Raw genomic sequence first — 25,902 nt, 5'->3', positions numbered from 1 at the left:
GGCTGCGGGTGAGCCTTCGCCTCCTCCCGGAAAGTCCCGCACCCCTTGCTCCTGGCCGACCGCCCTCTCGCCCCACCGCCCGTGACCTATCGGGCCGTTCTAGGGACGCGTCACGTCCTTCGCCTCCTGGCCGGCACCCTGACCGGCCGGATGCCCAGCGGCATGGTCGCCGTCTCCCTGGTCCTGTGGATCACGGGCGCCGGAGGGCCGTTGACGACGGCCAGCATGCTCGCCGCCGTCTACGGGCTGGCTGCCAGCATCACCCAGCCGGTGAAGGGCCGGCTCATGGACCGGCACGGGCAGACCCGTGTGAGCGCGCCGGCCGCCGTCATCGCCAGCAGCAGCCTGCTCGCCCTGCCCGTCATCGGGCCGGGCGGCAGCACGTGGGCGATCGCCGGCGCCGTCGCGCTCGCCGGCCTCGCCAATCCGCCGCTGGAGTCGGGGCTGAGGTCACTGTGGCCGAGCGTCGTGACCGACCCGGGCCAGAGGAAGGTCATCCAGGCCCTCGACACCGGATCCCAGGGCCTGATGTATGTCACCGGCCCGCTCCTGGCCACCTGGCTCGCCGCCACGTTCGGCGCGGACACCGCCCTGGCCGCAGCCTCCGCGCTCGGCCTGCTCGGCACCGCCGCCGTCCTCACCTCCTCACCCTCGCGCGCCTGGCGCCCCCACCGCGGAGAAGTCACCATGGCCACCCGACCGGCGAAGCGACAGCCGCTCGCGAGCAGCGGCATGGTGCTGCTGTGCACCGGCCTTGCCGCCGTCGGTGTGCCCTTGGGCGGGCTGAGCGTCTGGGCCGCCGCCATCGCCGAGCTGCACCGGACGAGCTGGCTGACTGGTGTGCTGCCGGCCGCGTTCTCCACCGGGTCGTTCCTCGGCGGGCTTCTCTTCGCCCGCCTCGCGCGCCGCGCCACGCCCCCGACTCAACTCCTCTGCACCGCAGCATTGTTCGCAGTCGGGTGGCTGGGGCTGCTGATCCAGCCGGGCCCTCAGACTGCGATCGCCGCCGCCGCCCTGCCGGGGCTGTTCCTCACCATGGTCATCACCTGCGGGTTCGAGACCGTCGACGCTCTCGCCCCTGCCTCGCGGACCACCGAGGCGTACTCGTGGCTGATCCTCGCCGTCGGCACTGGCCAGGCCGCGGGCACCGTCCTCGCCGGCACCCTCGCCGACCACCTCCTCGGCCTGTCCGCGCTCCCTGCCGCCGGCGCTCTCCTCGCCACCACCGTTTTCGCTCTGTCCCGACCGGCTCTCGGCCCGCGCAGCCAACCCGGTCGGCACCGCCGCACCTCCACCCCACCGCCTCCCAACGAAGGAGAATCGTTCATGCCCGTCAAGACCGTCTGGACCGTCGTCCACAGCTGTGGACACGAGGTCACCCACAACCTCGCCGACCGTGCCGCCGACCGCCGGGCGGGGTTCGCCCGCTGGCTCGCCGGCCGTGAGTGCACCGAGTGCTGGAAGGCCGCCCGCGACGCCGACACGGCCGCGAGGGAGCAGTGGCTCGCCGCCCGGCGCGCGGAGGAGCAGGCTGCTGCCGCCCAGTGGGCCGAACAGTTCCAGATGCCGCCGCTGGAGGGGCCGGAGCGGGCCTTGGCCTGGGGCGAGCGCTCCCGGTTCCAGCTGGTCACCGCGGCGTACACGTCCCTGGTCAGCGAAGGAACCTGGGACGAGGCGGACTGGGCGGTCCTGGAGGAGAAGATCCGCACGATCAGCCGCGCCGGGTGGTGGATCGACCAGCGCGACGCCGAAGGCACCGACCTGCCCGAGCTGCTCGACGCCGCCACGAGCGACGACATCGGCACCGAGAACCCGTACCGCTGACGGCCGCTCCCTCAGACCCTGGCCCGGGAGCGAAGGCGCATATATATAGCGCACGTTCGCCGGTTAGCCTAACCGGCCGATTTCCAGACCATGGAGTCCTGCCCCCAACGCCACCTGCGGCTTTCTGCGGAAGGACTTCGCTGTGCCCGAACCCACTCGCCCCGCGTTCGCACCCGCCGACACGATCACCTCCGATCGCGACATCACGCACGCCCACTTCGCCGCCGGCGACCAGGTCGTGGTGATCAAGGGCGTCGCCGACGGTGAACTGTGGGGTGACGCGATGACCATCGTGGCCCCGTCCTGGCACACCCCGACCGACGAGGACGGCTGGCGGGTGCGCAACCCGCTCGGCGGCGCACAGTCGTTCGTCACCTCGCACCCCCGCTATCTCGTCCACCTCTCCAAGCGGTGCCCCGACTGCCTGATCTACCTGCGCGCCCTGGAGGACCACCTGCTCTCGAAGGTCGTGAGCAAGGAGCCGGTCGACCTCGGCTGGTACCAGGTGACCGACCGCGGTCAGCTCGTCCACGTCTCGGACACGAAGGCGGCCGGCCGGTGATCGTCCGCATCCACGAGCGTGCCGCCGACGCCGGTCCGGTGCTGGGCGACGACGTACTCGGCGACCGGCTCCCCTACGAGGAGAAGCTCGCTGGCGGGCGCCGTCGCGGCCTACTGGCCGGGGCTGGACGCGTACACGGCCACCGGCGAGCCCGGCTCGTGGACGGTGCTGGACTGGACGGAGCACCTCAACGATCCGCTGTTCGAGCATCCCTTCGCGGTGAGCCCCGCAGCCGACCGGCGAGCGGTGTTCCACCTGACCGTCCGTCTGGCCCCTGAAGACCGGTCGCTGACCGGGCAGGAGTGGTCCGAGGTCGCTCACCGCATCGCCCGCGCCGCCGGCATCGAGATCCCCGGCGACAGCCAGGGCTGCCGGTGGGTCGCCCTCCAGGTGCGTCCCCACCGTCTCGACCTGGTCGCCAGCCTCATCCGGCTCGACGGCACCTGGCAGCAGCAGCCCCCTGGCATCCCGCGCCGCCTTGCTGCCGAGGCCCGCCGGCTGGAGAACGACCTCGGGCTCCGCACCCCCGGCGCGCTCGCCACCCCTTCGGGCAGCATCACCCCGCTGTCCGACGTGGCCGCCCCGCTGGCCAGCGTCCGCGGCATCGTCGAACTGCACGCCCAGCTCCTCGCCGGGCATCCGCAGGCTCCTCGTCGCGAGGCCGGGCACCGCCTGGAGTGGCTGGCCCGCCGTCTGCTCGACCTCCAGCAGGACCTCACCACCACCGCCGAGGAACTCCGGCGACCGCCGACCACACCCCCGCCGGTACCGAGCCGACCGCCCCGGCCCGCGGCGGCGCGAACGGGATCTCGGCCCCTCGTATAAGGAGACCCCCTGCTTGGCGCTCAGCGACCGCCACATCGAACTGCGCCGCGATCCGCACTCCGGCGAAGTCCTCGCCCACGGAGGCGGCGAAGAAGCCCACAGCATCCTGCAGCGCACCGGCTTCGTCCATATCCGCCGCCGGCACGAGCAGTACCACCGCGCCCCCACCGGCCTCGACCAGGCCACCGAGGAGGCCCTCGCCACCGCCGTGGTCTCCGCGCTCCGGTCGGTCGGCTACTGGGTCGCCTGCGACGAACCGTTCGACACCGACCGGCACACCGCCCACGAGCTACCCCCGACGCTGTCGGCGCGCAGGTCGCCGCCCTCGCCGACAACCTTCGCCGTGCCACCAGCACGCAGGACGCAGCCGCCGTCCTGACCGAGCTGACCGCTGCCCACGACGGCGTGCTCGCCGCCCTCAGCCAAGTACTGGACGCGGCGGCCGAGTTCCTCGACACCTTCGACCAGGGCTTCGACCGGCACACTGCCGCCACCCTCCGCGGCCTGAACGGTCACCACCCCGCGCTCGTCGCCGCCCAGCTCCACCAGCTGCGCAACGAACTCGCCGACCGGCACGAAGACCACCCCGCGCGCCGCCCCTGCCCGGGCGAAGTCGCAGACCACGAACGCGAACCGTCCGTCCACTGCCCCTGCCCCATCCCCACCCCGCCGCCCCGGCCGCCCGCCCCGCCGCCGGCCCGGCGCCGGTGACCCACGCACCAAGGACCGCCTTGCACGACACCGACCCCAGCGACCTCGAATCCTTCGCCACCATCCTCGCCGGCGAGCTGCCCGGCCGGTGGACCAGCCAGTACCACCCCGACCACGGCGGCACCGACTACGACCACCTCACCACCGCCGTGTGGGACATGGACCAGACCGCTCACGCCATCGCCACCCACGGCGTGACCCACTGCGCGATCCTCACCCGCACCGACCACGACACCCGCCTGCTCGTCATCGACCACCTCGGCCAGGCCGAAGGGTTCCTCGTCGCCGCCCTGGCCCCCGCCGGCCTCCCCGACGCCGCGTACACGGGGGTCCGCGAGCCCGACGGTCTCGCCGTCCCCGCCGACCCGTTCCACGCCGCCGAGGCCATCACCCTGCACCTGCTGCCCCGCTACGCCGACGCCCTGGCGCACGTCCGCCGCAACGCCGCCGCGCTCGCCTCTCCGCTGCCCGAGAGGATCGACCTCACCTGGGCGGAGGAGGCCCTGACCACACCGGTCCCAAACTCCGCTCCGCTGGCCAAGCTGCTGACCGAGCACGGCTTCGTCCACGACACCCGCCAGGACCTGCTTGTCCTGCCCGGAGACGACACCGCCGTGCAGGCTCAGGCCGTGCGAGCCGTCGGCGCCCGCCTGGCCGAAATAGGGGTCGGCATCGGGATGCGGCATCCCGCCCCGCCGGCACCGGCCGCGCCCCGCCCCCTCCCGGCCCGCACGACGGCTTCCACCACCCGCAACCGATGAACCCCATCGAGCCCGAGTTCCTTCTCCCCCACTACGTGACGATCACGCGCGACCCGCGCACCCAGCTCGTCCTCGCGGTCGGCGGCGACCAGCGAGCGGCCGGCATCCTGCAGGCGACCGGCGGTTTCACCCGCCATCCGGGCCCCAGCACCCACTACCACCGCCAGCCGGTCACCATGCCCGTCGAGCAGCAGCGTCTCCAGGCCACCGCCGCCTCGTACGCGCTGCTGAGCGCCGGATACAGCACCTTCCTGGACCCCTCTCTCAACGTCCTTGCCACCCAGGACGGCGACCGGGAAGCCACCCACCGATACCTGAAGTATCTGGCGGAGCTCGCCCGCAACACCGACGAGGGACCTGTACTCGCCGCCGTCCTCGCCGAGATCTCCGCCCCGGAGACCGGAGTACTTCCGCAGCTGCGGGACGTGCTGGTCTCCGTCTGGACCTCCTGGGGCAACCAGGTGCCCGCAGAGCCCCGGGACGGCGGGCCGGTCGAACGCCTGATTGACGTCACCGACGTGCTGTCGAACAAAGCCCGGGAGGTCGAAGAGCTGCGCACACACGCAGCCCGCTCACCGGCATCAGCCACACCGGCGTCCCCCCTCCCGCCGACTGCGGGCCCGAAGCCGGCAGCACGCCGCCCGGGCCCGTAACCCCTTCCTGCTTCCTGGAGACCCCTTTGAACCTCGCGGACGAGAACAACACGGACGTCGAGATCTACCGCAAGGCCGGCCATCCCGACCGGCTCCACATCGTCACCAGGACCGGCGCCCCCGAGGAACTCCTCGCCCGGCTCGACGCCGCCGGTCTTGAACGGCGGCAGGAGGTGACCGACGGCCCCGTCTACATCTGGCACGAGACCCCCGAGGGCCTGAGCCAGAAGGACCAGCGCCAGCTCGCCACCCGCGCGATCCTCCCGCTGCTACTCGCGGGGTTCGACGTCAACATCGACCCCGACGAACTCGACGTCACGGCCTGGGCCCAGAGCATGCTCGCCCACCGCACCTCGCAGAAGCCGAACGCGGATGCCTCCACGCCCCCGCCGCCCCCGTCCGCCAGCTCGCCCCGCCCCCTGCGCTGACCGCCCGCGGCTCGCCCCGATCCGCCGCTCTCCTGGAGCCTCCCCCTGAACAAACAGCCTTCCCCCCGCACTTACGGCGCCTACCAGGCCCGCAGCATCGCCACCCGGCTCGACCACCTCAACGAGTACCTGGCCCAGCCGGGCCCGCCTCCCGACACCGTGGCCGTCCTCGCCGACGTCTTCGACCCCGAGCACGGTGCTCTGGCCGCCTTCACCACCCTGGCCGCCACCGCCAGCCGCTTCGCCCAGCAGCAGGCCACACAGGGACTGCTGCCACCGGAAGTCTGGCTCGCCCTGGGCCGCGCCGCCAACGAGCTGAACGACATCGGCCTCGACCTCGACGAACACCTCGACACCCTGACCGCGGCCCGCACCCCGACCACCACAGCCGTCAATCCGCCGGCGCCGGTGCCGCTGGTCGTACGGAGGCACCGGTGAGCCGCCGACAGCACCCCACCTGGGGCGCCGGCGACCAGGCCGAGCAGCACTACCTCGTCGAGCCCCGGCATCTGGCCGGCGGCGGCGACATCCGGCACGTGACAGCTTTTCTCCGAGCCTCCGGCTGGACGGATCGCTCCGTCACGGGCGGACCGCTCGTCTTCGACCGCGCCGACCACCTGGTGCGCGTCGTCTACGACCCCGCCGGACAGCCGGGCGGCTGGCACATCCAGGGCCAGCCCACCGCGACCGAGCCCGGCTGGCAGGTCACCCTCACCCGGCAGACCCCGGTGGAGATCGTCGCCGGATTCACCGACGCCCTCACACGCGAACGCTCCGCCCACGCCCCCAACCCGTGGGCCCCACTCCAGCAGCAGGGGTGGGAGACCGAGCGCGACCAGCACTTCACCGCCATCAGCCCCGACAGGAACACCTGGCTGCAGTTCCACCAAAGCGGTCCCGGTCAGGCCCACTGGTGGGCCGGCGCCCGCACCGAGCACGGCCGAACCTGGGACGCGATCTTCTCGGCCACGACCCCCATGCACCTGATCGAGAACTTCTCCGCCGCGCTCGCCGACCCACAGCCGGTCATGCGGCCCCGCGGACACGTCCCGCCCTCGAAGTGGATCCGGGCCACCTCCGTCTCCGTACGGCCCTCCGAGCTCAGCTCCTGGCAGCAGACCCGGATCACCGCCGCCCGCGCCGCCACGTGGGGCCGCAACTCCTGGGCCGCCGCCCGGGCCCGCACCCGCAAGGCCGCTCCCGCCCGCGCGTACGCGACGAGCGGCGGATCCCGTACCCGCCGATAGAACCCACCTGAAAGAACAGCGCCTTCGTGATCGACTCGCGTCAGCTGGATGCCTTCGCCGACGACTACCTGGGCAAGCTCGGCTCGCCGGTCTCTCCCCGCTACCTCGCCGGCCCCGGCGATCCCCGGCACATCACCCACGCTTTGTGCGCTGCCGGTTGGACCGTGAACTCCGATCCACTGCACCCAGCCATCCGCATGAAGAGCCCCGACCGTGAGCACGAGCTTGTCTTCAAGCCTTCCCCTCACACTTCCACGGCTGGTGGAGGGTGAACAGCACCCTCGGGCCGGGCCATTGGTACGGCTCATTCAGCGGCGACGCCCCCCGTGGAGATCATCGCCGGGCTCATGGACGCTCTCGTGCACCCGGCGCCGGACAACGCCTCCGGTGACATGGCGAGCATTCTTGCCGGGCGTGGCTGGAAGCACACGGCCGACGCCGCCGGCGGTCACAAGGGCGTGTCTCCCGACCGAACCACCGTGGCCGAGCGGCGCGTTTCGCCCTCCATGGGCCTGTGCGGATGGGAGATCGAGGCCGCCCGGAACTCGGGCCCGTACGGCCCCGAGGCTTCCTGTGGCGAGCATCCCTGGATCCCGCCATCCCTGACCACGTGCTGACCGCGGTCGCCAATGCCCTATCCGACCCGGCCCCCGTCCTGCGGCCCCGCTTCGAAACCGACGAGAGTCCCCACCTCCACGTGGGCCAGGAAGTCGGAATCGGCGCCCGCATCGTGACCGCCCACCGCGAGCGCCTCGCCGAGGCCCGCCGGCACCGGCCTACACCCACCGCGCTCACCGCCCGCACCGGCCCAGTTGCACTCGCGGGCGGCCTCGCCCGCCGCCGCTAACGCGCACCCTGCACCCCGCACCCCGCACCCCGCACCCCGCATTGAAGGATCCGCCCTGAGCACACCGCCCGACGCCCGCACAGTCCTGCTCACACAGCTGAAAGCCTTCCTGGCAGAGAGCGAGACGATCCTCGCCGCCTGGGACGCCTACTCCGACAAGCACACCGATGACGAAGGCTGGCCGCTCGACGAGGTGTCGTACGGCTGGCGCATGGTCCAGCGCGACTCGGAGGCCTGGCGCGCATTCCTGGCCGTCTGGCCCGGCGCCCGCCAGCTCCTCGCCACGGCCGCCGTCCAGCTCCAGCACCTCAGCGCAGGCGACATCGCGCCTCACTGGCCATCCCACCTGCGCGAACTGAACCAGGCCCTCGAGCGGCTGGAAGAACTGCGCCGTGATCATGCCGAGGTCCGCGAAGCGCGCCGTACCTCGGGGCCCGTCCCGGAGGGGGAGCTCGTCGACTCCGTAGCCGAGCGCAACGAGGAGGCGTGGAGCCACCTGGACACCTGGGCCGCCAAGGGGCATGTCTTCCTCGACGTCCATGCCGCGGCGCAGAAGGCTCCCATCCGGCGGGCGCCGGCCCCGGCTCCGGCCCCTGAGCCCGCCCGGCCTGCGGAGAGGCGTCGATGAGGGTCGCGAAGGTGGAACAGGCCCTCATCTCGCCCCGCTACCTCGCCGGTCCGGGCGACCCGGCGTGGGTGACCGCCGCTCTGCACGCCGGGTCCGGATGGAGTCACGGGCAGGATCCGCTCGTGCCCCGGGTCATCCTGACCAGCCCGGACCAGAAGTCCATGCTCCGCCTGGAGCCGACCTTGAACGAGCCGTGGTGGCACCTCTCGCACCGAGACGGCCGCACCGGTGCGCAGTGGCAGGCCGCCTTCGACGCCGCCACGCCCGTCGAGCTGATAGCCGCGGTCACCGACGCGCTCACCCACCCCGACTACAACGCCGCAGCGGTGGCCGAGCCGTACAAGCTGCTGATGCGGGCCGGATGGGACGTGGCGTCCGGCAGCGACTTCCGCTCGCCGGACGGCCGAGTGCGGGGTGAGCGTCACAACTTCTCCGGCAACACCGACTGGCGCATCACGGCAAGCCTCTACGCGGATGACCCCGTCTGGAAGGCCAAGTTCTCCAGCGCTACGCCCCGGCTGCTCGTGGCCGCCTTCCTCGCTGCACTCGTCGACCCGGAGCCTGCGCGTCGCTCCCACGAGCAGACTCAGGGCCTCTCCCTCCACCGGATCACCATGCGGTGGCAGGAACGACCGGTGGAGAGCGTGGCCCGGGCGCTGCCGGAGCGGATCGAGCAACTCGCCGCCCGCCGCGCGAGCCCGCCACCGCCCGCGCCTTTGGCACCGCCCACGACACGCCGCCACATCCGCTGACACTCCGCGCCCGCACCGTCCAAGGAACCTCTGCTTGCGATCCGCCCCCTCCTCCAGCTCCGACGGTTACGACATAGCCCTGAAGGTGCTCCTCGCCGCATTCGCCGTCGGCCTGCCCGCCTCCTCCATCGCCTGGCTGAGCGGCAACATCGCCGCCTGGGCGAGCGGCACCGGCCCCTGGGTGGCCTACCGCCCGGGAGACGCTCTCCTACGCCCCGAAACACTCTGGCCGGAAGCGGGAGAAACGTCCCTGCTCCTGACCACCCGCATTGTCCCCGTCTTGCTGACCCTGCTCCTCGCCGCCGCAGCCGGATTCCTGTGGCTGCGGTACAAGAACCGGGTCGGCGGGGGCAGGAAGAAGACCGTCCACGGCATGGCCACGGCACGCGACATCCAGCCGCTGCTCGCCAAGGCCGTCGAGGCCAAGGCCCGTTCCCTGCGGCCGAGTCTGAAGCACGCCAAACACATCGAGCCCCGCGACGCCGGCATTCTGGTCGGCAACCTCGCCGGGACTCGCCACGAGGTCCGCATGGGGTTCGAGGACGTCGCCGTCGCGATCATGGCACCGCGCTCCGGCAAGACCACAAGCCTCGCCATCCCCTCGATCCTCGCCGCGCCTGGGCCCGTCCTGCTCACGTCCAACAAGGCCGCCGGCGACGCCTATACAGCGTGCTTCGACGCCCGCTGCCGGGTCGGGCGGGTGTGGTCGATGGACCCGCAGCAGATCGCCCACGCCGAACGGACGATGTGGTGGAACCCACTCTCGGACGCAAAGACGCTCGACGGGGCGGGCAGGCTGGCCGGGCACTTCCTCGCCGCGAGCGTCGACGCGAGCCAGCAGGGCGACTTCTGGTCGAAGGCCGGATCCAACATCCTGTCGCAGCTCTTCCTGGCCGCAGCGCTGGACGAACGGCCAATCACGGACGTGATGAACTGGCTCGCCTTCCCGGCGGACCGCACCCCGCTGGACATCCTGCGCGACCACAAGTTCACCGCCGTGGCCTCACAGCTGAAGGGCACCGTGGAAGGCCCGCCGGAGACCCGCGACGGCATCTACGAGACCGCGCGCCAGTACGCCTCCGCCTTGCTCAACCAGGACATCGCCGCCTGGGTCACCCCACAGGAGGACATCGACGAGTTCCGGCCCGCCGACTTCGTCGCCTCCACCGACTCGTTGTTCCTTCTGTCGAAGGACGGCGGCGGCGGCGCGAGCGCGCTGATCGCGGCGTGCGCTGACTCCGTGATGCGGGCCGCGACCGCGCAGGCCGAACGCGCCGGCGGCCGACTGGACCCGCCGATGCTCGCGATCCTCGACGAGGCCGCCAACGTCTGCAAAATCTCGGACCTCCCCGACCTGTACTCCCACCTGGGCTCCCGCGGAATCATCCCGATCACCATCCTGCAGAGCTACCGACAGGGCCAGAAAGTCTGGGGCGACGCGGGCATGGACGCCATGTGGAGCGCAGCCACCGTGAAAATCATCGGCAGCGGCATCGACGACCCCGACTTCGCCGACAAGCTCTCCCGGATGATCGGCGACCACGACGTCGAGACCACCTCCACCTCGACCTCCGAGTCCGGCAAGTCCACCTCGGTGTCAATGCGGCAGGAGCGGATCCTGCCCGCCGACGCGATCCGTGCGCTGCCCAAGGGCTCTGCCCTCTGCCTGGCCACCGGCATGAGGGTCGCGATGCTCGACCTGCGCCCCTGGTACGCCGAGCCCGGTGCCGACGAGCTCGGAGCCGCCTCCGCCCGCGCTTCGAAGGCCATCACCGCTCGCGCCGTCGCCAAGCAGCAGCTGTCCCAGAACGACTTCGACCAGGCCGCGTAACCGCCTCCTTCCCCACCACTGACGGGCCCTGCCCTGTCCGCACACACCGACTTCGCCGTGGAGACCAGTGAAGATCATCGACCTCGCCGAGCAGACCCGGCTCCTGGGGCTCGTACCGGGCGAGCTGGGCAACCTGCGTGCCGAGATCGACGGCGTTCGGGCCGGAGACATCTCGCGGCCTGTACGGGAGATCGCCCCCATCGCCGCACGCACCCACCACCTGGCGATCAGGTGCCTGCAGCAACTCGGCACCCTCTCGACCAGCCAGTACGCCGTCATGAAGAACGGGCCCGAAAGCCTCGCCCATCTGTCGGAGGCCGCCCTGCGGATCTCCGTCGCCGCCTCCCTATGCACCTACGGCATCACCGGGCGCACCGACGCCCTCATCTACGAGGACGGTGACCGGACGGCCGGCACCAGCCGCGGCTACCTCGCCGAGGCGATCGGGGAGCTCGACCGCGCTGCCGGCACCTACCGCGTGCTCGCCCAGAACCTCTCCCGGCGCCTGGCTTCAGCCGCCGCCCGTGCCGAGGACCGGCTCCTGATCGACCGAGCTGCCGTCGAGCGCACGGTGAGGACCGTGCAGGTGCCGACCGAACCCGGGGGCCCGTCGGTCCAGGCCCGTTGTCGCTAGCACCGTCAAACCTCCTCCGAACAGCTCTCTCGCACCCCGCCGTCCACATCACCCACCGAACCCAGGACGCCCATTGGACTCTCCCCACAGCTCGGTCCCGAGCCCAGACGACCTCGACTCCCTCACCCACCATCTGCTGGTCAGCATGGACAGGCTCGAGACGCTTCGGCGCCGGCGCGACCCTGCGGCCGACCGGCTCGCGGGCACCGTACGGACCGCGGCCTTGGTGCACCAGACCTCGCTCCTCGCCGGCCGGCTGCTGGCCCAGACCGCGCTGAGCGACGCTCCCACCACCCCGGACGGTCTCCACGCCGTAGCTCTTCTTCGTCGCCTCGCCGAAGCGACCACCGCCGCCGCGGGGCACGCGGCGAACACGATCTCCGCCCTGGCGCACGGCGACGCCGAGGCGTCGGACCACCTGATGGGGCAGACCAAGGACGCCCTGGCGCGAACTCCCGTTGCCGTTCAGGACGTCGGTGCCGCCCTCCTGCGTCACGACGGCCTCCTCTATGCCCGCGATCGTGCGGCTTGCAACCAGAGCGTGGTGAGAAGCACGGCCGTCAAGGTCAGCGAGGCCCAGCGCAAGGGGCTGGCGGCCTTCGCCCGCGGCGACGCGGTCGTCCGGGACGCGCATTCCGGCGGCCGGGAGGTCGTCACACCCCTGGGTGCTCAGCTGCGGGCCGCGACCATCGACGCACTCGTCGACAAGAAGCTGGTCGGCCTCACCCCGCTGCCGGGGCAGCCAGGCCAGTACGGCGCGCGGCTCACCTCCAGCGGCATCCGGACCCTGCTGGAAGCCCGCCCCGTTCCCGCCCTCCCCACCGCCGTCCCGAACCCCACTGCGGTGCGGCCGCGCACACCCGGGCCAGCAGGAGCACGGCGCTAGGCCGGCCTGCCCCTCGTCTGTCTCAGAAAGGAAGGTCCCGTCATCGCTTCCCCGACCACGGCCAACACCCTGCTGCATCTCTCACAGGCCCTGACCTCCGTGTCCACGAACTTCACCATCACGCGCGACCGGGTCCACCGCCTGAAGGACTCCGGCAGCGAGGAGATCTTCACCCAGGGCACCGGCCTGTTCCTCGCGTCGCAGCAGATCACCGCCAAGCTCGTCGCCCTGACCGAGGCCCTCGCCACCGGCCCGTACGCAGAGGTCCCCGAGAGCCGGCGGCTGCTCGCCGATCTGACCGCAACGGTCGCCGTGGCCTCTTCCGCCTCCGCCTTCATCGCCTCCGCCGTGGCCGGCGACCCGCTGGAATCCATCGGCCTTCCCGCGCGTCCCGAGGACGCGGAGTCCATGGCCCGCATCCGGCAGGAAGAGGGGATCGACGACGTCCAAGGCGCTCTGGCCGAAGCCGCCAACTGCCTCCATCTCGCGGCCACAAGCTGCACCCACGCCGCCTTCGATGTCGCGCGCACCGCTAGGAGCACCGTCGCAGCGGCCCGGCCGGCCCTGACTTCGGCGCCATCGGTGTCCACGCCGGCCGACGCCTCCGCCGCGCGAAGCAGGTAGTCATGGAGAGCAGCGACACGGACCGCTTCCTGGTATCGCCGCGGTCACGATCGACAAAGACGCCGGTGAGGTGCTCGGCGGGCCTCCCCGGCTGTCCATCAGCACCCTCCGGTCGTTGGAGTCGCGCGGCTGGGCCCTTCGCGAAGCGCATCATCCCGTGCCCGGGTCACGGTCGGCCCGCTTTCACCTCACCGAGGCCGGACGCATCGCGCTCGCCTCTCGCCTCGGGCGTGTCCCTGCCGACACACGCCCACGCGCCACCTCTGTCCAGCCCACCCGGACGCGCGCCGCTGACAGCCGAAGAGCATCTCCGGCGCCCCCTCCGCCCTGCCCGTCGTTCCCCGGCTCGCCCCGCATCGCCGCCTGCCGAGCCGGCCGCGCTCGCCAGAACTCCGTGAGCACCTTCCCTCACTCCACCCAAGGACCTTCCATTCCCTCCTCCACCTCCGCCACTCCTCAGTTCCGCGCCCTTTCTCTCGGAGCCGGAGTCCAGTCCAGCGCACTCCTCGCCCTCTCAGCTGAAGGAATCCTCCCCAAGGTCGACTACGCAATTTTCGCCGACACAGGGTGGGAGCCCGAATCTGTTTACCGCCACCTCGACCGCCTCGAACGCGAGATAGCAGAACCTGCCGGAATACCGATCCTCCGGGTTTCCTCGGGAAATATCCGCAATGACGCCCTGAACCCCGATCACCGCTTCGCCTCGATGCCGCTCTACATCCTTAACAAGGACGGCCGACCTGGGATGACCAGGCGCCAGTGCACCGGGGAGTACAAGGTGAAGCCAATCAAGAAGGAGATCAGAAGCCTCCTCGGATACCCCTATCCGCTTCGTGTACCGAACGGAGTGTTCGTCGAGCAGTGGATCGGCATATCCACCGATGAATTCCATCGCGCCAAGGATGCCGACGTTCAGTACATGAGGAACATTCATCCTCTGATCGAGATGGACTGGTCACGCTCGGACTGTGTCCGCTACCTGAAATCCCTCGGCCTTGCCGAAACACCGAAGTCCAGCTGCCTCGGATGCCCTTTCCACGGCAATGCCCAGTGGCGGCACATACGTGACACCTCCCCTGCCGAGTGGGAGGACGTCGTGGAATTCGACGCCGCCATCCGCAAGGGGAACGCGCGGGCCAACGCCGAGGGGCGCCCGCTGCTCGGCGAAGCCTTCCTCCACCGCTCACGCGTCCCCCTCTCTCAGGCCCCGATCGACCACGTCACCGCCGCGGAACGCGCCGCCCTCGGCGAGGACGCCGCCTCCGAGCTGGAAGACGGCGTCGTCAACGGCTGCTCCCCGTGGTCGTGCCGCAGCGAGGTCGACACGGTTCGAGACGACTTCGGACTGACGGCGTGATCACGGGCCGCGATCTTGTGGTCGACCTGTTCGCGGGACCGGGCGGCTGGAGCGTCCCTCTGCACCGGTTCGGGATCCGGGACGTGGGGCTGGAGTGGGACGAGTGGGCGTGCAAGACGCGCGCCGCCGCCGGCCTGCTGACCATCCGCACCGACGTGGCGATGTACCCGGCCCGGATCTTCGCCGGCCGGACTCGCGGGTTCATCGCCTCCCCGCCGTGCCAGGCGTGGAGCATGGCGGGCAAGCGTCTTGGACTGGTGGACCAGCCCCTCGTCCACCAGTCGGTCGCCGACCTTGCCGTCGGCCGAGACACCCGTGAGAAGCTCCTGGCCGCATGCCGGGACGAGCGGTCCCTCCTCGCGGCAGAACCGATGCGCTACCTCCATGCCCTCGACTCGGTCGGGGAGCCGGAGTGGGTGGCGATGGAGGAAGTCCCGGACGTCCTTCCGCTATGGAAGCAGTACGCCGCAATCCTGCGGTCCTGGGGCTTCTCGGTCTGGACCGGCATCCTCAACGCGGCCGACTACGGCGTCCCGCAGACGAGGAAGCGGGCGATCCTCCTCGCCTCGCGCGTCCGTACCGCAGAGCCTCCGCCTCCGACGCACGCCCGTGTCGCCGAGCCCGAGTCGCTGTTCGGCCCGGGCCGCGCGAGGTGGGTGTCCATGGCCGAGGCGCTCGGCTGGGGTGCCACCGACCGCCCCGTGCCCACGGTCTGTGCCGGCGGCGGGCCCGGAGGAGGCCCCGAACCGTTCCCTTCCGGCGCCCGCCAAACGCTTGCCAACTCCCGTGACCGCGGCACCTGGACGGCGCAGCCGGCGGCTGAGGACATCGTCCTCAAGCCGCAGACCCGCGGGGCGGGCTGGACCGCTCGGCACGGGTCACGCGGCGACAGCCCGGCCTACGGTCCGGCCCCGACGTGCACCGGCAAGGCAACGCACTGGACCTGGGCGCTGCGAAGCAACAACCAGTCCAACGCGACCATCCGAGGCGTCGACGAGCCTGCGGGCACGCTGTTCTTCGGGCACCGGGCGAACGAGTGCACCTGGGTCGCCAGCCCGGCCCACGCGGGGGTCCAGGAGACGGCGCCGCCGGCGCCGATCCGGATCACCGCCGCCGAGGCCGGAACGCTGCAAACCTTTCCCACCGACTACCCCTGGCAAGGCACCAAGGGCCAGCAGTTCTCCCAGATCGGCAACGCTGTCCCGCCGAGGCTCGCCGCGCATCTTCTCGCACCGCACCTCGACCGCATCCTCACCGCCGACGACTTCACCCTGGCCGCCTGATGTCCCCCGCCCACGGCACCGATGCAGAGGATCCGTACGAGCCGGCCGAGCGCCCGCCGCTCTACTACGCCGAGCAGGCGCTCCTCGGCGCCGTCCTCCTCCAACCCGCGCTCCTGCCGCTCCTGGCCGAACTCTCAGCCTCGGCGTTCGACAGCCCGTCGCACGCCGCCGTCTTCGCCGCGATGCGCGACGTTCCCATCCCAGAAGCGGCGACCGCCTTGGCTGGGCTCGACTGGCTGAACGCCGTCCTGGTCAAGGCCCGACAGCAGGCGCCGGGCCTGACCCCTTCGTACATGCACACCCTTATCTCCGCTTGCCCACAGCCCCAGCACGCCCTCGCGTACGCCGTGGTCATCCGCGCCGAGAGCGCCCGGCGCACCATCCGCCTCCACGCCGAGCAGCTCGCGCGGGCCGCCACGGACACCACCGTGCCGGACCGTGCCCGACACACTCTCACCGCCGCCGACACCCTCGCCCGGCACCTCGATCAGCTGGCCGAACGGTTTCCCTCCCACGCCCGCCCTCTGCCCCGCACGCCGCACCCGCCGGCCCCACAGCCAGCCGAAGGGAACGACGCACAGGAGGCCGAACAGTGGCTGCTCGCGAGCGCAGTTTCCCGACCGGAGCAGCTGAGGGGGATGCGCTGGCTGACTGCCGACGACTTCCTCAACCCTCTCCACGCCTGCCTGTGGCAGTGCGTGACCGCGCTGGCCCACCGCGGGGATCCGGTAGATCCGGTCACCGTCCTGTGGGAGGGCCAGCAGCGCGGCCTCCTCTCGCTAGGCGCCACCCCTGCCGCAGTGATCTCCCTGCTGTCGACGCCCGTCGGCTCGGCCGAGTACTGGGGCGAACGGATCCTCGAACGGAACCTGCTCGCGCGAGCCCTCCACGCCGCCGGGCAGATCACCGCCTACACCGCAGACCCCGCCAACACCGTGCACCAGCTCGTCACCGGCAGCCGCCGCGCGCTCGCCGACCTGCACACCGTCCGCAGCCGCTGGCAGCAGGCCGCCCGCTCCATCGTGGCCTCCACCTCGCCGGTCGAGAACACAGCCGCCCCACGAGCCGGTCCACGCGGCCCCCTCACCACCCTGCCCGCTCCTACCACAGCTCCGGCCGGCCGCCCCGCCGCCAGCCGAATCCCGTAGCCGAAGGACCCAGATGCCTCACGCCCCGGCTGACGCCCACATCCGCTTCGCGCTCCGCCCCGACCACCACCCTTCCGTCATCGCAACCACTTCCGGTCCGACGGCCGACGCCGCTCGCTCCCACCTCCACGACCTCGGCTGGCGCAGTATCAGCCCCGCCACCATGGTGCTCGCGCGCATCGACCGCGAAGAGCCCCACTACACCGCCCAGGCCGCCGAACAGCTCCGCCAGTACGGCTTCACCACCGAGATCGACGCCGCCCTCCAGGACGAGATCGACACCGAGTGGACCTGGGCGAACTACCCCATGCCCTGGTGCACCCGCGACGAGATCCGCGAGGTCGGCGCCGAGGCCCAGCGCATCCACGACGACATCGCCAAAGGCCGACTGGTCATCCACCTGCACGCCGACGACGGCCACACCACCGTCGCCGTCGGCTCCTACGCCACGGGCGTGCGCCGGCACGTCCACCTCCACGGCGAGAACCACCTGCGGCAGATCTCCACCTCGTTCGACACCGAGACGGAGGCCGTCGCCGAGTTCCACCGGCTCTACTCCGTCGCCGTCCGCCCCGGCCCCGCCCCTCTCACCGACCTCGAACAGTCCATCCGCCGGGTCCACTCGGGCACGCCTCCGGCCACCACCGAGGAGACCTCCGCGCCCCCGCCCGCGGCCGAGCCGCCGGTCGCAGAGCCCGGCGAGCACGAGGCGTTCCTCGCGGCCCTGTTCGACGAAGAACGCCAGTGGGAGAGGTACCGCCCCTTCGACGAGACGACCATCGCATCCCACGAATCCCTCACCATGCGAGCCGAGTTCCACCATGAAGCCCGGCACCGCACCGACGTCGCCTGGACCATCGCGGAGTACGACGGGCCGGTCGGCCAGCGCCTCTGGCACGCCACCCTCACCGCCGGCACCCCCGTGCCCCTCATCCGCGCGATGCTCCAGTACCTCGACGCCCCACCCCGCGAGACCGTCGGCCTCCCGGACGACGTCCTCCACGAGGCTGCCTGGCACCCGGCCAGCCACCCCGCCCGCACCACGTGGGCGGCCCCGGACCGGACCATCGTCTTCGAGTCCACCCCGCACGCCGTAGCCGACCGATGGATGCTGTACGGCGGGGAGGACCTCGACCGAGCGGCGTGGACCATCCGTCTGTCCGCCGGCGTTCACCACGACCTCCTGGCCCACGTCGCCAGCGCCGCCGCCGACCTCCTTCCGTCACCCACACAGCCGAGCCCGAGGCAGCTCCCGGCCGCCGCCCACCGGCTCCCCGCACCTCTGCCCGCCCAGCCCGCCCGCCGCCGGTAACCGGTCCGCGGGTCGCCCGTCGCCAGCGCTCGGCACCTCTGACCTGCACAGATGCGGTACAGGGTTGCTGGGGCCTTGCGGCGAGCTAGCTTCGAGGGAGCCTGAAAGCTAGATTAGGGGCGACGCTTAAAAGTTGACGCACACGCCAAATATGCGGCAACTTATTTGCGTCACACTTTCGGCGCCAAAGTCACGGCGGAGATCGCGACGCCAAACTTTTGGCGCGGGAAGATTAGTAAAGGTTACCGCGACGCAGATTAGAAATCTGGTCGCGACAAAAGTTGAGGCCGACGCAGACAAAGAACGTCCGCACCGGCCTCTCCCCGAACTGCCGTCCGGGGTCGGTTACGACGACCCCGGGCGGCGCCCTACCTCATCAGAAAGGCCAGCACGGTCACACAGCTGGCCAGGGCAGACGCCACGCGCGCCGTGATGGCGCAGATGGCCTTCAACCTCTGAAGCCCCTTGCGGGGGCTACCTCCTGACGAGGGTTCCTGCCGCAACGGATCACACACGCGATCCACCTTCCTGTGAGGGGCACGCCGGTTGCGTGCTCCGGACAGGGCAGCTCGGCACACCGAACTACCCCGTGCAGAGCACGAGCCAGACCCCCGCGAGGAACGGGCGACAGGACGCCCACAATAGCCGTTCCTCAACCCTTCGCGCGACCTTCGAGATAAACCGGAAAAGGCAGCCCGGTGTGCGTACGCGGGCCCCGAGGCGCCAGTCGACTTCGCCTCGCGATGCCTATTGGGCTTTCACGATGTATTCCCTTCAGAGCTGCCCAGTGGAGCCCCTCTGCAGTACCGTGTAGCGGCATGACGGTGCTGATCATCGGGGCCAGCGGGTTCCTCGGGACGGAGCTGGTGCGCAGGCGAGCGCCGCCAGCCGTGCCACAGTCGCGACGTTCAACTCCCGCCCTGGCGACGCTGCCAGCGCCACGTGGCACCAGCTGGACCTCCGCGATGGAGCTCGCCTCAACGCGGTCCTCGACTCCGTGGTCCCGAGGACAGTGATCAACGCGTCCAGCGGCGACGCCGACTGGGCGGTCACCGCCGACTGGGCGGTCACCGCCGACGGTCCCCTTCGCCTCGCCGTAGCGGCGGCGAGCAGGGGCATCCGCCTGGTGCACGTCTCCAGCGACGCGATCTTCTCCGGCGTTGACGTGCACTATGACGAGACAGCCCTCCCCGACCCCCGTCACCCCCTACGGGGCCGCGAAGGCCGCCGCCGAGACCGCCGTACGCCTCCTCCACCCCACTGCCGCTATCGCCCGCACGTCGCTGATCATCGGCGACGGCGGGTCCACGCACGAGCGCCTCGTCCACGAACTCGTCGCCGGCACGCGGGACGGGACGCTGTTCACGGACGACGTCCGCTGCCCCGTCCATGTCGCCGACCTCGCGGCCGCCCTGTGGGAGCTCGCGCTGACCGACGCGACCGGCGTCTTCCACCTGGCCGGCCCCGACGCCGTCAGCCGCTACGCCCTCGGAGAGCTCGTCGCCCAGCGGGACGGACTCGATCCCGCCCTTCTGCCCGCTGGCCGCCGGGCAGACAGCAACCTGCCGGGGGCCCTCGACGTACGCCTCGACAGCCACGTCACCCGCCAACGGCTGAACATGAGGCTCCGCGGAGTACGGGAGTTCCTGGGGAGAGGCTGACGAAGACGGCCGTCCCCGGCCGGCTCCATGGCCGCCCGCTGTCGACGTCGGCCGCCTCCAAGAACTCCCCGACCTCCTCGCTCAGCTTCTCCCGGGCCCCGTGACGTAGGTGACCGGCTCGGCTCCGTCGTTCCGGATGATCTGCGGAATCCGGTCCCGCACCGGCTTGCCGACCCTGGGGGACGTCTTGGCGCTCGACATCAGTTCTTGCTCCGCTCGTTGCGTGGGCTGTCGCTTCGCCCAACGGAGGTATGCAAACGCACGCCACCGGACGCGTTGTCCCACATCCACTGACCGGTGTCGCGGGCCCTCGGGCTCGCACGAGTCCGTGAGGTACGACCGAAGGTCTCGGTCCGAGCGGCCGTGCCGCTAGCAGGCTCGGACGGAGGTCTACGATTGCGGGCCACTGCGCCGGTCTGCCGGGCGTGAATCGAGCCAGATCTGCGTACCGCTCGCGCAGGCTGGGTAGGGTCGCGCCGCGCTCTTGCTGCTTGCGATCAGGGGGGCTGATGGGACTACGGGTCGTTGTCCAGAACTTGGGGCTCGGAGGACTGCGTAACGGCAACGGTGATCCGGAGGACCGGTGGCCGGCCCTCGCTGAGCGGATCCTGAGCACCGGACGTCCGGATCTCGTCTGTCTGCAAGAGGCGTTGGGCTGGGGTGAGTTCGGGCACCGACAGCTTGCTCGGGCCGGTGCGACCTGGACATGGACCCGCTGCCGCTACCGCCCTCCAGCTCGGGCATCATGCCGGCGCTCCTCTACCGCCGCGAAACGCTCGGCCGCTGGACCCACTGGAACACCGACTTCGCCGACCAGACGCTGCACGGCTTCGGCGTCGCCGTCTTCGACGTGGGCCTCCCCGCTCCGCTCACCGTCATCAGCGCTCACCTGGACCCGTTCGTCCCGGACCGGGCCCGGCACGAGGCCAAGCTGCTGGCGACCCGGGCCCTGCGGTACGGGCCGTACGGGATCGTCGCCGGCGACATCAACTACCCGCCCGCGGACCCGAAGCACCCGGTGCCGGACTACGCCGAGATGCGCCCGTACAACAGGTCCGCCCGTACGAGGCTCCCGTCCGAGTCCGGCGGCCGGATCACCCCGGAACGCCGGGTTGCCGAGACGCTGTCGTACACCGGGTTCGTCGACGCGGCCTGGGAGCTGTACGAGCGGACCGGCGACGAGTCACTGCTTCGCCGCACGTGCGCCGAGGAACGCATCGACCAGCTGTGGGCGTCGGCGCCGTTGCGGGACGCGATCACCGACTACCAGCTGCTGGACTCCCCAGCCGGAGCCTCCGACCATCACGGCCTCGCGGTGGTGCTCGACCTCACCCGCGCCGCGACCGAAAGCGTCTGGGAGTACCGCTGACGCGGCGAACCATAGTCAGCGACGCTTGCCGATCACGCCGTGGATCTGCGCGAAGACATCGTCCCGCCCGACGACCGGGTGCCTCGCGGCCCGCAGAAACGCGTTGTCCTGCTGCGGGTCACTGTGGCGGGGCAGGTCGGTAGCGACGGTCACCAGCTCCGTGAGCACGCGCTTCCCCTGTACGGAGGGCCGGTCGCCCGTGGCCCGGGACACTGCCATCCGTACCCGTGCAGCCTCCAGAGACCAGTGCCCGGAGACATGTCCCTGACCGCACTCCGTAGACACCTCGGGGCCGTCGACCCGCACCGTGCGTACGTCGTGGTTCTGAGGGCAGCGCAGCGGCATGATGCTGTCCGCGGTCACGATCTGGATCCGGTCCGACTCGACGACGAGGGGGCCGGACTCGACCTCTGGTGCGACCGCCCCCTCGACGGGCGGGACCGACGTGTCGGCGAAGAGCTGGGCAAGGCGCCCGGCCGTGTACCGCATGGGCGACGGGCGGGGAGTGGGGGGCTCGATGTCGTCGGCCAGCGCGCTCGCCCCGAGCTGGCCCGTGTACTGGCTCCGCGCGGTGTTGAAGAGATCCCACAGCGGCGTGCCCCTGCTTACAGCAGGGTTATAGCCCTGCCCGGTCGCGGTCAACGCCTCGGCGATCTCGTCGATGATCCGCAGTTCCCGGTCTGCCGGACCAGCCAGCGCCTCGCGCAGTTCGGTGACGGGCACGTCCTTGGGGGCGCGGTCGCCGGTGTACGTGCGAGCGAACAGGAGCAGGGACAGCGTGGTCAGGTCGACGGCGGCCTGCCCGTTCTGCTCCCATGGATGATCCACAAGGTGGCGAGCAGCTTCATGGACCGCAGCACTCCAGGGCGGCGGAGCGGAGGAGGGGAGCAGCAGGCTCATCTCCAGGTCGAGGTCGTACGCGCTCTGGTCAGGCATGGCCACCATCCTGCCGCGTAGCCGCTGAATGCAAAGGCGGAAGCCGGAAACAGGCACGCCCTCGCCGCATTCCTCTCCATACCTGCGGCCGGCCACGGCACCGCCGGCACCTGGGCAGCATGCCGCTTCACGGGTGGTCGGCTATCCAAAAATGCTGGGCACGGCGGTTAGGACGGCTCCCACAGTGACAAGGAAGAGGCCGGCCGCCTCGTGCCGGAGGCCGCCGACAACGGCTTCTCGGAGTTCGGCTCGCAGCCTTTCTCCCTGGTCACTGAGGTCTCGGGTCAGCGTGATCCGCCCAGCGTTGAAGGAGATACGCCCGATGGTCAGACAGCGCGTAGCCGCGGCCCCTGGAGAGCGTCCGGCTCCACAACAGGGGTGTCGGAGGTGGCTTCTGCCGTCGCTTCTGCCGTGCCCTGGGCCGCGGGGCGGAACTTCGTCCTGAGGTGCGGCGTCACCTTCGTGGCGGCGACGGTGAGCGCACTGCCCGCTACCGCGGAGACCGCGACAAGCCCGGCGACGGCTCGTGTCGCGTTGAGCAGGTCCGCGTGGCCGACCAAGTTCCGGGCGCCGTCCCGCAGGAGCGTGCTGTACCCGTCGCTCGCCGAGTTCGACAGGGCTGTCCCGACCGCGCGCTTCACCAGCATCAGTTCCCAGACCGAGCCACCCCAGCGAATGTTCATGAGGCCACTGTAGGGGGCTCCGGGGAGAGTAAGCGGCGGTTTCGCTTAGCGCGCCCGCAGGGGGCGAAGGTCGTCCGCGTTCAGCGCCTCGATGGCTGCGAAGAGCTGATCTACGAGTTTGTCCAGCACGTCTGACTCCGGCATGCTGCCGCTGAAGGTGACGTCCTCTGAGCAGCGGCTTTCCCGGTCACAGGCGTAGCCTCGCAGCTCGAATAGCGCAGGATCGTCATCGCGGGGCGGCGGGATTTCGAACGCCGAGACGATGCGAATGAGTCCGGCGGCGTCGGCTTCGGACTTCAGCGTCCATTCCATGGCGCCGTGCCGTGCGACGCCGTCGTACATCCAGTCGTAGGTGGCGGTTTGGATGTTCTTCATGCCGTGCTCCAGCGCCTTACGCAACGGGTAGCCGGTCATCGGACTTCCATCTCCGTCTGGTCGAGGATTGCGTCAGCCGGCACACCCAGCGGCAGCAGGAACTCAAGCCCATCACCTCGCTGCACACGTCTCGGCCCTCTCAGTTCTGGCACCTTCGTGGGGTCGATCAGGATGGCGTGGGTGCGCGCTACTTGCGGGCACGGGAACCGTAGGTAGCGCGCAGCGTCATCAGAACTGTAGGGAGTGGGCGTTGCCCAGAGCCCGCCTTCTCCTCCAGCGAATCCCTCGCGGAAGTCATGTTGCGTCCCAGGCACGAGGTAGTGGACCAGGAGCCGACCGTTGAGACAACTCGCGTCTGCCTTGGCATGCGCATCCAAGCGCTCCCACTCGGGGAAGACCCGGTCGTTAAGCATGAACAGATCGATCTGCGTCGCGAGAAAGCCGCAGGTTCCCATGACGCCATCCCTTCTCAGCGCTGTTCTCAGGATGCGCTTCCGTCGGAGCGGCAGCGACTCGGCGGCTAGGCATGCGGCGAGCGAGGTGGCCGGCGCCGACGCCCTCGTCGCCCTGCTCGCACTGACCGAGCCGCAGCGCTGGGTGCGCTGAGGAATATCGCAGGGTCGGAATACTGCTTCTTCACCAGTCACGCTCGCCGAGCTACTGCCTGACGACACCGAGCAGGTCAGCGACCGGTGGCCGCCGGATCAAACGGCACAAGTGTCCGGGGTTGACGCGCATCCGCTCAAACGTCGCTGTCACTGCTCAAAATTCACCGGCACAGGACACACCTCGCCCCGGCCTGCGCAGTCGACTCCACTTGAGCCAGAAATCGAACAGGTGTTTTGATTGGAGGGTGGAGCACCAGCCCTTCCCCCTCGACCTCGTTCGCACCCAGACCGGATGGACGGCCACCTACGCCGCGCTGGCTGCGGCCTCCGCCACCGGTGCCAGCACCGTTGTGCTGCGTCGGCGCCTGATGCGCCTGTCCACCCGGCTGTACTGGCATCCCTACTGGGCGGCGACGGGCGCGGCCGGGTGGCCTGAGCTGCGTGCGGCCGTCGCGTCGGGACGCGGGAAGACGGTGGTGCCATGAGCGAGAGTGTGATCATGCATGTGCGGTGCCGGCCGGACGTCGAGCCGGAGACCTACCGCGAGGTCTTGGCGCTCCTGGAGGACGTCAGCCCCCTGGTCCAGCCGATCCCGCCCGCGGCAGCCGTCGTGCAGGTCGGCGGGACGCTCCGCGCCCACCGGGCCGATCCCGGCGCGCTCGCCCAGCGCACCCGCGTCCGCGCTCTGCTCCAGGGCGTCGACATCCACATCGGCGTCGCCAGCAGCTGGGCGACCGCCGCGACCGCGTCCGCCCGCACCGGCCCGTCCGGCGTCCTGTGGCTGCCTGACGAGCGCGCCGAGCAGCAGTTCCTCGGCCCGCTGGACATCTCTGTCCTCTACGGGGTCGGCGCCGCGACGGCCGAGACGGTGCGCCGGTACGGCCTGCACACCATTGGGGCGCTCGCGGCCCAGCCCGAGGACGTTGTCTGCCGCCTCGTCGGCAGGAAGGGCAGGGTGCTGCGCGACCGCGCGCGAGGCGTAGACCGCCGCACCGTCACACCCAGCCGCCTGCCCCAGGCCGCCACCGTGAGCCATGCGTTCGAGCGGGACATGCTCGACCCCGTCCTGCTGCGTGCCGCCCTCCTCGACCTCGTCGTCACCCTCGCCGAGCGGCTGCGCGCCCGGGAGCAGATCGCCCGCGGCCTCACCCTCACCGTCCGGCTCGCCGACGGCGCCCGTGTCGAGAAAACGCGCCGTCTCGCCGCCCCCTCCGCCCACACCGACGACCTGCGCACCGTCCTGTGGCAAATCTGGGACGCCATGGCCTACCAGCGCGCCCGAATCCGCCGCCTCGTTCTCACCGCCGAGGACCTCGCGTCCTCCGAGTCGGGCCCCGGCACCCAGCTCTCCCTCGACCCTGCCCGCGAGGCCCGCCGCCGCGTCGAACCGGTCCTCGACGCCATCAACGCCCGCTACGGCCGCGCCCTCGTCCGGCCGGCCGGCGCCTACCGCAAGGCAGGCTGATGCCCTGTGCTCGACCTGCCGGACGACCTGGACCGGCTGCGGATCCTGGAGCGGCTGGCAGAGATCATCCTGCGTGACATCCGCCTCAAGATCGCGGAGGCGGAGCAGCGTGAGCGGGCGATGCGGCCCGTCCGGGCGCGGCGGGAAGTCCAGTGGGTGGTGTCCTACCTCCGCCAGGGTGGCCGTCCGGTCGAAGACAGCGTCCATCGCAGCGACTGCCAGCTGGCCAGTGGCCACACCAGCCCGCTCACTCGCGACCAGGCGCTCAAGCTCCTGGGCAGCCACACCCTTCCGGCCTGCCCGATCTGCCGCCCGGACAGCGACCTCGGCATCCTCGATTAGGCCGACGCGCGCGAGCGGGCCCTTCACCGGTGTAGTGCCAAGGCCCTCGCGAGGCGCACCGGTGGAGAAGCATCCGTACGAGGGAACCCAGCCACCGAGTGGCCCGCCATCGTTCGCGCGGATCCGGCCCTGGCCTTACACAGGGAAGCG

Annotated in this window: 32 protein-coding genes and 2 pseudogenes; 30 read left to right on the top strand and 4 right to left on the bottom strand. The window is 70.9% G+C overall.

Annotated features, from left to right (window positions below):
• Positions 1 to 81 precede the first annotated feature (81 nt).
• The 26 genes and pseudogenes from ACGF1Z_RS26850 to ACGF1Z_RS26725 form a co-directional block, all read left to right on the top strand.
• Positions 82 to 909 (top strand): annotated as a pseudogene (locus tag ACGF1Z_RS26850) (MFS transporter); the annotation flags it as partial.
• A 417-nt stretch (positions 910 to 1,326) separates the two neighbouring features.
• Positions 1,327 to 1,824 carry a hypothetical protein gene (locus ACGF1Z_RS26845; RefSeq protein WP_393008482.1) on the top strand — a complete coding sequence of 166 codons (498 nt, stop codon included), beginning with the start codon at positions 1,327 to 1,329 and terminating at the stop codon, positions 1,822 to 1,824.
• A 142-nt stretch (positions 1,825 to 1,966) separates the two neighbouring features.
• Complete coding sequence (locus tag ACGF1Z_RS26840; protein WP_393008216.1) at positions 1,967 to 2,386, top strand: hypothetical protein; 420 nt, start codon at positions 1,967 to 1,969, stop codon at positions 2,384 to 2,386.
• Between the two features lie 18 nt (positions 2,387 to 2,404).
• On the top strand, positions 2,405 to 3,211 hold the full coding sequence (locus ACGF1Z_RS26835) for a relaxase/mobilization nuclease (RefSeq protein WP_393008214.1): 807 nt from the start codon (positions 2,405 to 2,407) through the stop codon (positions 3,209 to 3,211).
• 13 nt (positions 3,212 to 3,224) lie between these two features.
• Positions 3,225 to 3,590 (top strand): hypothetical protein, encoded by a 366-nt coding sequence (locus ACGF1Z_RS26830; RefSeq protein ID WP_393008212.1) that lies wholly within the window; start codon positions 3,225 to 3,227, stop codon positions 3,588 to 3,590.
• A gap of 26 nt (positions 3,591 to 3,616) precedes the next feature.
• Complete coding sequence (locus ACGF1Z_RS26825) at positions 3,617 to 3,922, top strand: hypothetical protein (protein WP_393008210.1); 306 nt, start codon at positions 3,617 to 3,619, stop codon at positions 3,920 to 3,922.
• Between the two features lie 20 nt (positions 3,923 to 3,942).
• Entirely contained in the window at positions 3,943 to 4,683 is a 741-nt protein-coding gene (locus ACGF1Z_RS26820; RefSeq protein WP_393008208.1) for a hypothetical protein, read from the top strand.
• Positions 4,680 to 5,336 (top strand): hypothetical protein, encoded by a 657-nt coding sequence (locus ACGF1Z_RS26815; protein WP_393008206.1) that lies wholly within the window; start codon positions 4,680 to 4,682, stop codon positions 5,334 to 5,336. The genes ACGF1Z_RS26820 and ACGF1Z_RS26815 overlap by 4 nt, the downstream gene beginning before the upstream one ends.
• Before the next feature lie 26 nt (positions 5,337 to 5,362).
• Positions 5,363 to 5,764, top strand: a complete 402-nt coding sequence (locus ACGF1Z_RS26810) for a hypothetical protein (protein WP_393008204.1) — start codon at positions 5,363 to 5,365, stop codon at positions 5,762 to 5,764.
• 159 nt (positions 5,765 to 5,923) lie between these two features.
• Positions 5,924 to 6,202, top strand: coding sequence for a hypothetical protein (locus ACGF1Z_RS26805; protein ID WP_393008203.1), 279 nt, complete (start codon positions 5,924 to 5,926; stop codon positions 6,200 to 6,202).
• The gene (locus ACGF1Z_RS26800; protein WP_393008201.1) at positions 6,199 to 7,011 is read left to right on the top strand and encodes a DUF317 domain-containing protein; all 813 of its coding nucleotides are present in this window, start codon (positions 6,199 to 6,201) and stop codon (positions 7,009 to 7,011) included. Before ACGF1Z_RS26805 ends, ACGF1Z_RS26800 begins: the two co-directional genes overlap by 4 nt.
• A gap of 26 nt (positions 7,012 to 7,037) precedes the next feature.
• Positions 7,038 to 7,283 carry a hypothetical protein gene (locus ACGF1Z_RS26795; RefSeq protein WP_393008199.1) on the top strand — a complete coding sequence of 82 codons (246 nt, stop codon included), beginning with the start codon at positions 7,038 to 7,040 and terminating at the stop codon, positions 7,281 to 7,283.
• Between the two features lie 54 nt (positions 7,284 to 7,337).
• Positions 7,338 to 7,628, top strand: coding sequence for a hypothetical protein (locus tag ACGF1Z_RS26790; RefSeq protein WP_393008494.1), 291 nt, complete (start codon positions 7,338 to 7,340; stop codon positions 7,626 to 7,628).
• On the top strand, positions 7,532 to 7,858 hold the full coding sequence (locus ACGF1Z_RS26785; RefSeq protein ID WP_393008197.1) for a DUF317 domain-containing protein: 327 nt from the start codon (positions 7,532 to 7,534) through the stop codon (positions 7,856 to 7,858). The genes ACGF1Z_RS26790 and ACGF1Z_RS26785 overlap by 97 nt, the downstream gene beginning before the upstream one ends.
• Complete coding sequence (locus ACGF1Z_RS26780) at positions 7,824 to 8,486, top strand: hypothetical protein (RefSeq protein WP_393008195.1); 663 nt, start codon at positions 7,824 to 7,826, stop codon at positions 8,484 to 8,486. The genes ACGF1Z_RS26785 and ACGF1Z_RS26780 overlap by 35 nt, the downstream gene beginning before the upstream one ends.
• A complete protein-coding gene (locus ACGF1Z_RS26775) occupies positions 8,483 to 9,238 on the top strand; it encodes a DUF317 domain-containing protein (protein ID WP_393008193.1) in 756 nt (251 codons plus the stop codon). The genes ACGF1Z_RS26780 and ACGF1Z_RS26775 overlap by 4 nt, the downstream gene beginning before the upstream one ends.
• Before the next feature lie 34 nt (positions 9,239 to 9,272).
• The gene (locus ACGF1Z_RS26770; RefSeq protein ID WP_393008191.1) at positions 9,273 to 11,069 is read left to right on the top strand and encodes a type IV secretory system conjugative DNA transfer family protein; all 1,797 of its coding nucleotides are present in this window, start codon (positions 9,273 to 9,275) and stop codon (positions 11,067 to 11,069) included.
• A gap of 67 nt (positions 11,070 to 11,136) precedes the next feature.
• Positions 11,137 to 11,703, top strand: coding sequence for a hypothetical protein (locus ACGF1Z_RS26765; protein ID WP_393008189.1), 567 nt, complete (start codon positions 11,137 to 11,139; stop codon positions 11,701 to 11,703).
• A 145-nt stretch (positions 11,704 to 11,848) separates the two neighbouring features.
• Complete coding sequence (locus ACGF1Z_RS26760; RefSeq protein WP_393008187.1) at positions 11,849 to 12,589, top strand: hypothetical protein; 741 nt, start codon at positions 11,849 to 11,851, stop codon at positions 12,587 to 12,589.
• Positions 12,590 to 12,688: 99 nt separating this feature from the next.
• Complete coding sequence (locus ACGF1Z_RS26755) at positions 12,689 to 13,213, top strand: hypothetical protein (protein WP_393008185.1); 525 nt, start codon at positions 12,689 to 12,691, stop codon at positions 13,211 to 13,213.
• Positions 13,214 to 13,739: 526 nt separating this feature from the next.
• Positions 13,740 to 14,570 (top strand): hypothetical protein, encoded by an 831-nt coding sequence (locus ACGF1Z_RS26750; protein WP_393008480.1) that lies wholly within the window; start codon positions 13,740 to 13,742, stop codon positions 14,568 to 14,570.
• Positions 14,567 to 15,853 (top strand): DNA cytosine methyltransferase, encoded by a 1,287-nt coding sequence (locus ACGF1Z_RS26745; protein ID WP_393008183.1) that lies wholly within the window; start codon positions 14,567 to 14,569, stop codon positions 15,851 to 15,853. The genes ACGF1Z_RS26750 and ACGF1Z_RS26745 overlap by 4 nt, the downstream gene beginning before the upstream one ends.
• Entirely contained in the window at positions 15,853 to 17,001 is a 1,149-nt protein-coding gene (locus tag ACGF1Z_RS26740) for a DnaB-like helicase N-terminal domain-containing protein (protein WP_393008181.1), read from the top strand. Before ACGF1Z_RS26745 ends, ACGF1Z_RS26740 begins: the two co-directional genes overlap by 1 nt.
• 13 nt (positions 17,002 to 17,014) lie before the next feature.
• Entirely contained in the window at positions 17,015 to 18,313 is a 1,299-nt protein-coding gene (locus tag ACGF1Z_RS26735) for a DUF317 domain-containing protein (protein ID WP_393008179.1), read from the top strand.
• 818 nt (positions 18,314 to 19,131) lie between these two features.
• Positions 19,132 to 19,974: pseudogene (locus ACGF1Z_RS26730) on the top strand (SDR family oxidoreductase).
• 706 nt (positions 19,975 to 20,680) lie between these two features.
• The gene (locus ACGF1Z_RS26725; protein WP_393008177.1) at positions 20,681 to 21,343 is read left to right on the top strand and encodes a hypothetical protein; all 663 of its coding nucleotides are present in this window, start codon (positions 20,681 to 20,683) and stop codon (positions 21,341 to 21,343) included.
• Positions 21,344 to 21,358: 15 nt separating this feature from the next.
• Here ACGF1Z_RS26725 and ACGF1Z_RS26720 read toward each other — a convergent pair whose 3' ends face one another.
• The 4 genes from ACGF1Z_RS26720 to ACGF1Z_RS26705 all read right to left on the bottom strand — a co-directional run bounded on the left by ACGF1Z_RS26720 (position 21,359) and on the right by ACGF1Z_RS26705 (position 23,792).
• Positions 21,359 to 22,279, bottom strand: coding sequence for a hypothetical protein (locus ACGF1Z_RS26720; RefSeq protein ID WP_393008175.1), 921 nt, complete (start codon positions 22,277 to 22,279; stop codon positions 21,359 to 21,361).
• 326 nt (positions 22,280 to 22,605) lie between these two features.
• A complete protein-coding gene (locus tag ACGF1Z_RS26715) occupies positions 22,606 to 22,962 on the bottom strand; it encodes a hypothetical protein (RefSeq protein WP_393008173.1) in 357 nt (118 codons plus the stop codon).
• A 45-nt stretch (positions 22,963 to 23,007) separates the two neighbouring features.
• Complete coding sequence (locus tag ACGF1Z_RS26710; protein WP_393008171.1) at positions 23,008 to 23,376, bottom strand: hypothetical protein; 369 nt, start codon at positions 23,374 to 23,376, stop codon at positions 23,008 to 23,010.
• The gene (locus ACGF1Z_RS26705; protein WP_393008169.1) at positions 23,373 to 23,792 is read right to left on the bottom strand and encodes a hypothetical protein; all 420 of its coding nucleotides are present in this window, start codon (positions 23,790 to 23,792) and stop codon (positions 23,373 to 23,375) included. The genes ACGF1Z_RS26710 and ACGF1Z_RS26705 overlap by 4 nt, the downstream gene beginning before the upstream one ends.
• On the opposite strand from ACGF1Z_RS26705, the gene ACGF1Z_RS26700 reads away from it, so the two are divergent.
• The 4 genes from ACGF1Z_RS26700 (at position 23,791) to ACGF1Z_RS26685 (ending at position 25,752) form a co-directional block, all read left to right on the top strand.
• The gene (locus tag ACGF1Z_RS26700) at positions 23,791 to 23,943 is read left to right on the top strand and encodes a hypothetical protein (RefSeq protein WP_393008167.1); all 153 of its coding nucleotides are present in this window, start codon (positions 23,791 to 23,793) and stop codon (positions 23,941 to 23,943) included. The genes ACGF1Z_RS26705 and ACGF1Z_RS26700 overlap by 2 nt on opposite strands.
• A 247-nt stretch (positions 23,944 to 24,190) precedes the next feature.
• The gene (locus ACGF1Z_RS26695; protein ID WP_393008165.1) at positions 24,191 to 24,430 is read left to right on the top strand and encodes a hypothetical protein; all 240 of its coding nucleotides are present in this window, start codon (positions 24,191 to 24,193) and stop codon (positions 24,428 to 24,430) included.
• On the top strand, positions 24,427 to 25,410 hold the full coding sequence (locus ACGF1Z_RS26690) for a hypothetical protein (RefSeq protein WP_393008163.1): 984 nt from the start codon (positions 24,427 to 24,429) through the stop codon (positions 25,408 to 25,410). Before ACGF1Z_RS26695 ends, ACGF1Z_RS26690 begins: the two co-directional genes overlap by 4 nt.
• 6 nt (positions 25,411 to 25,416) lie before the next feature.
• A complete protein-coding gene (locus ACGF1Z_RS26685; RefSeq protein ID WP_393008161.1) occupies positions 25,417 to 25,752 on the top strand; it encodes a DUF6233 domain-containing protein in 336 nt (111 codons plus the stop codon).
• Positions 25,753 to 25,902 lie beyond the last annotated feature (150 nt).

This window comes from Streptomyces sp. NPDC048018, assembly GCF_043202995.1.
GTDB lineage: Bacteria > Actinomycetota > Actinomycetes > Streptomycetales > Streptomycetaceae > Streptomyces.
This window is presented reverse-complemented; position numbering and strand designations above follow the sequence as displayed.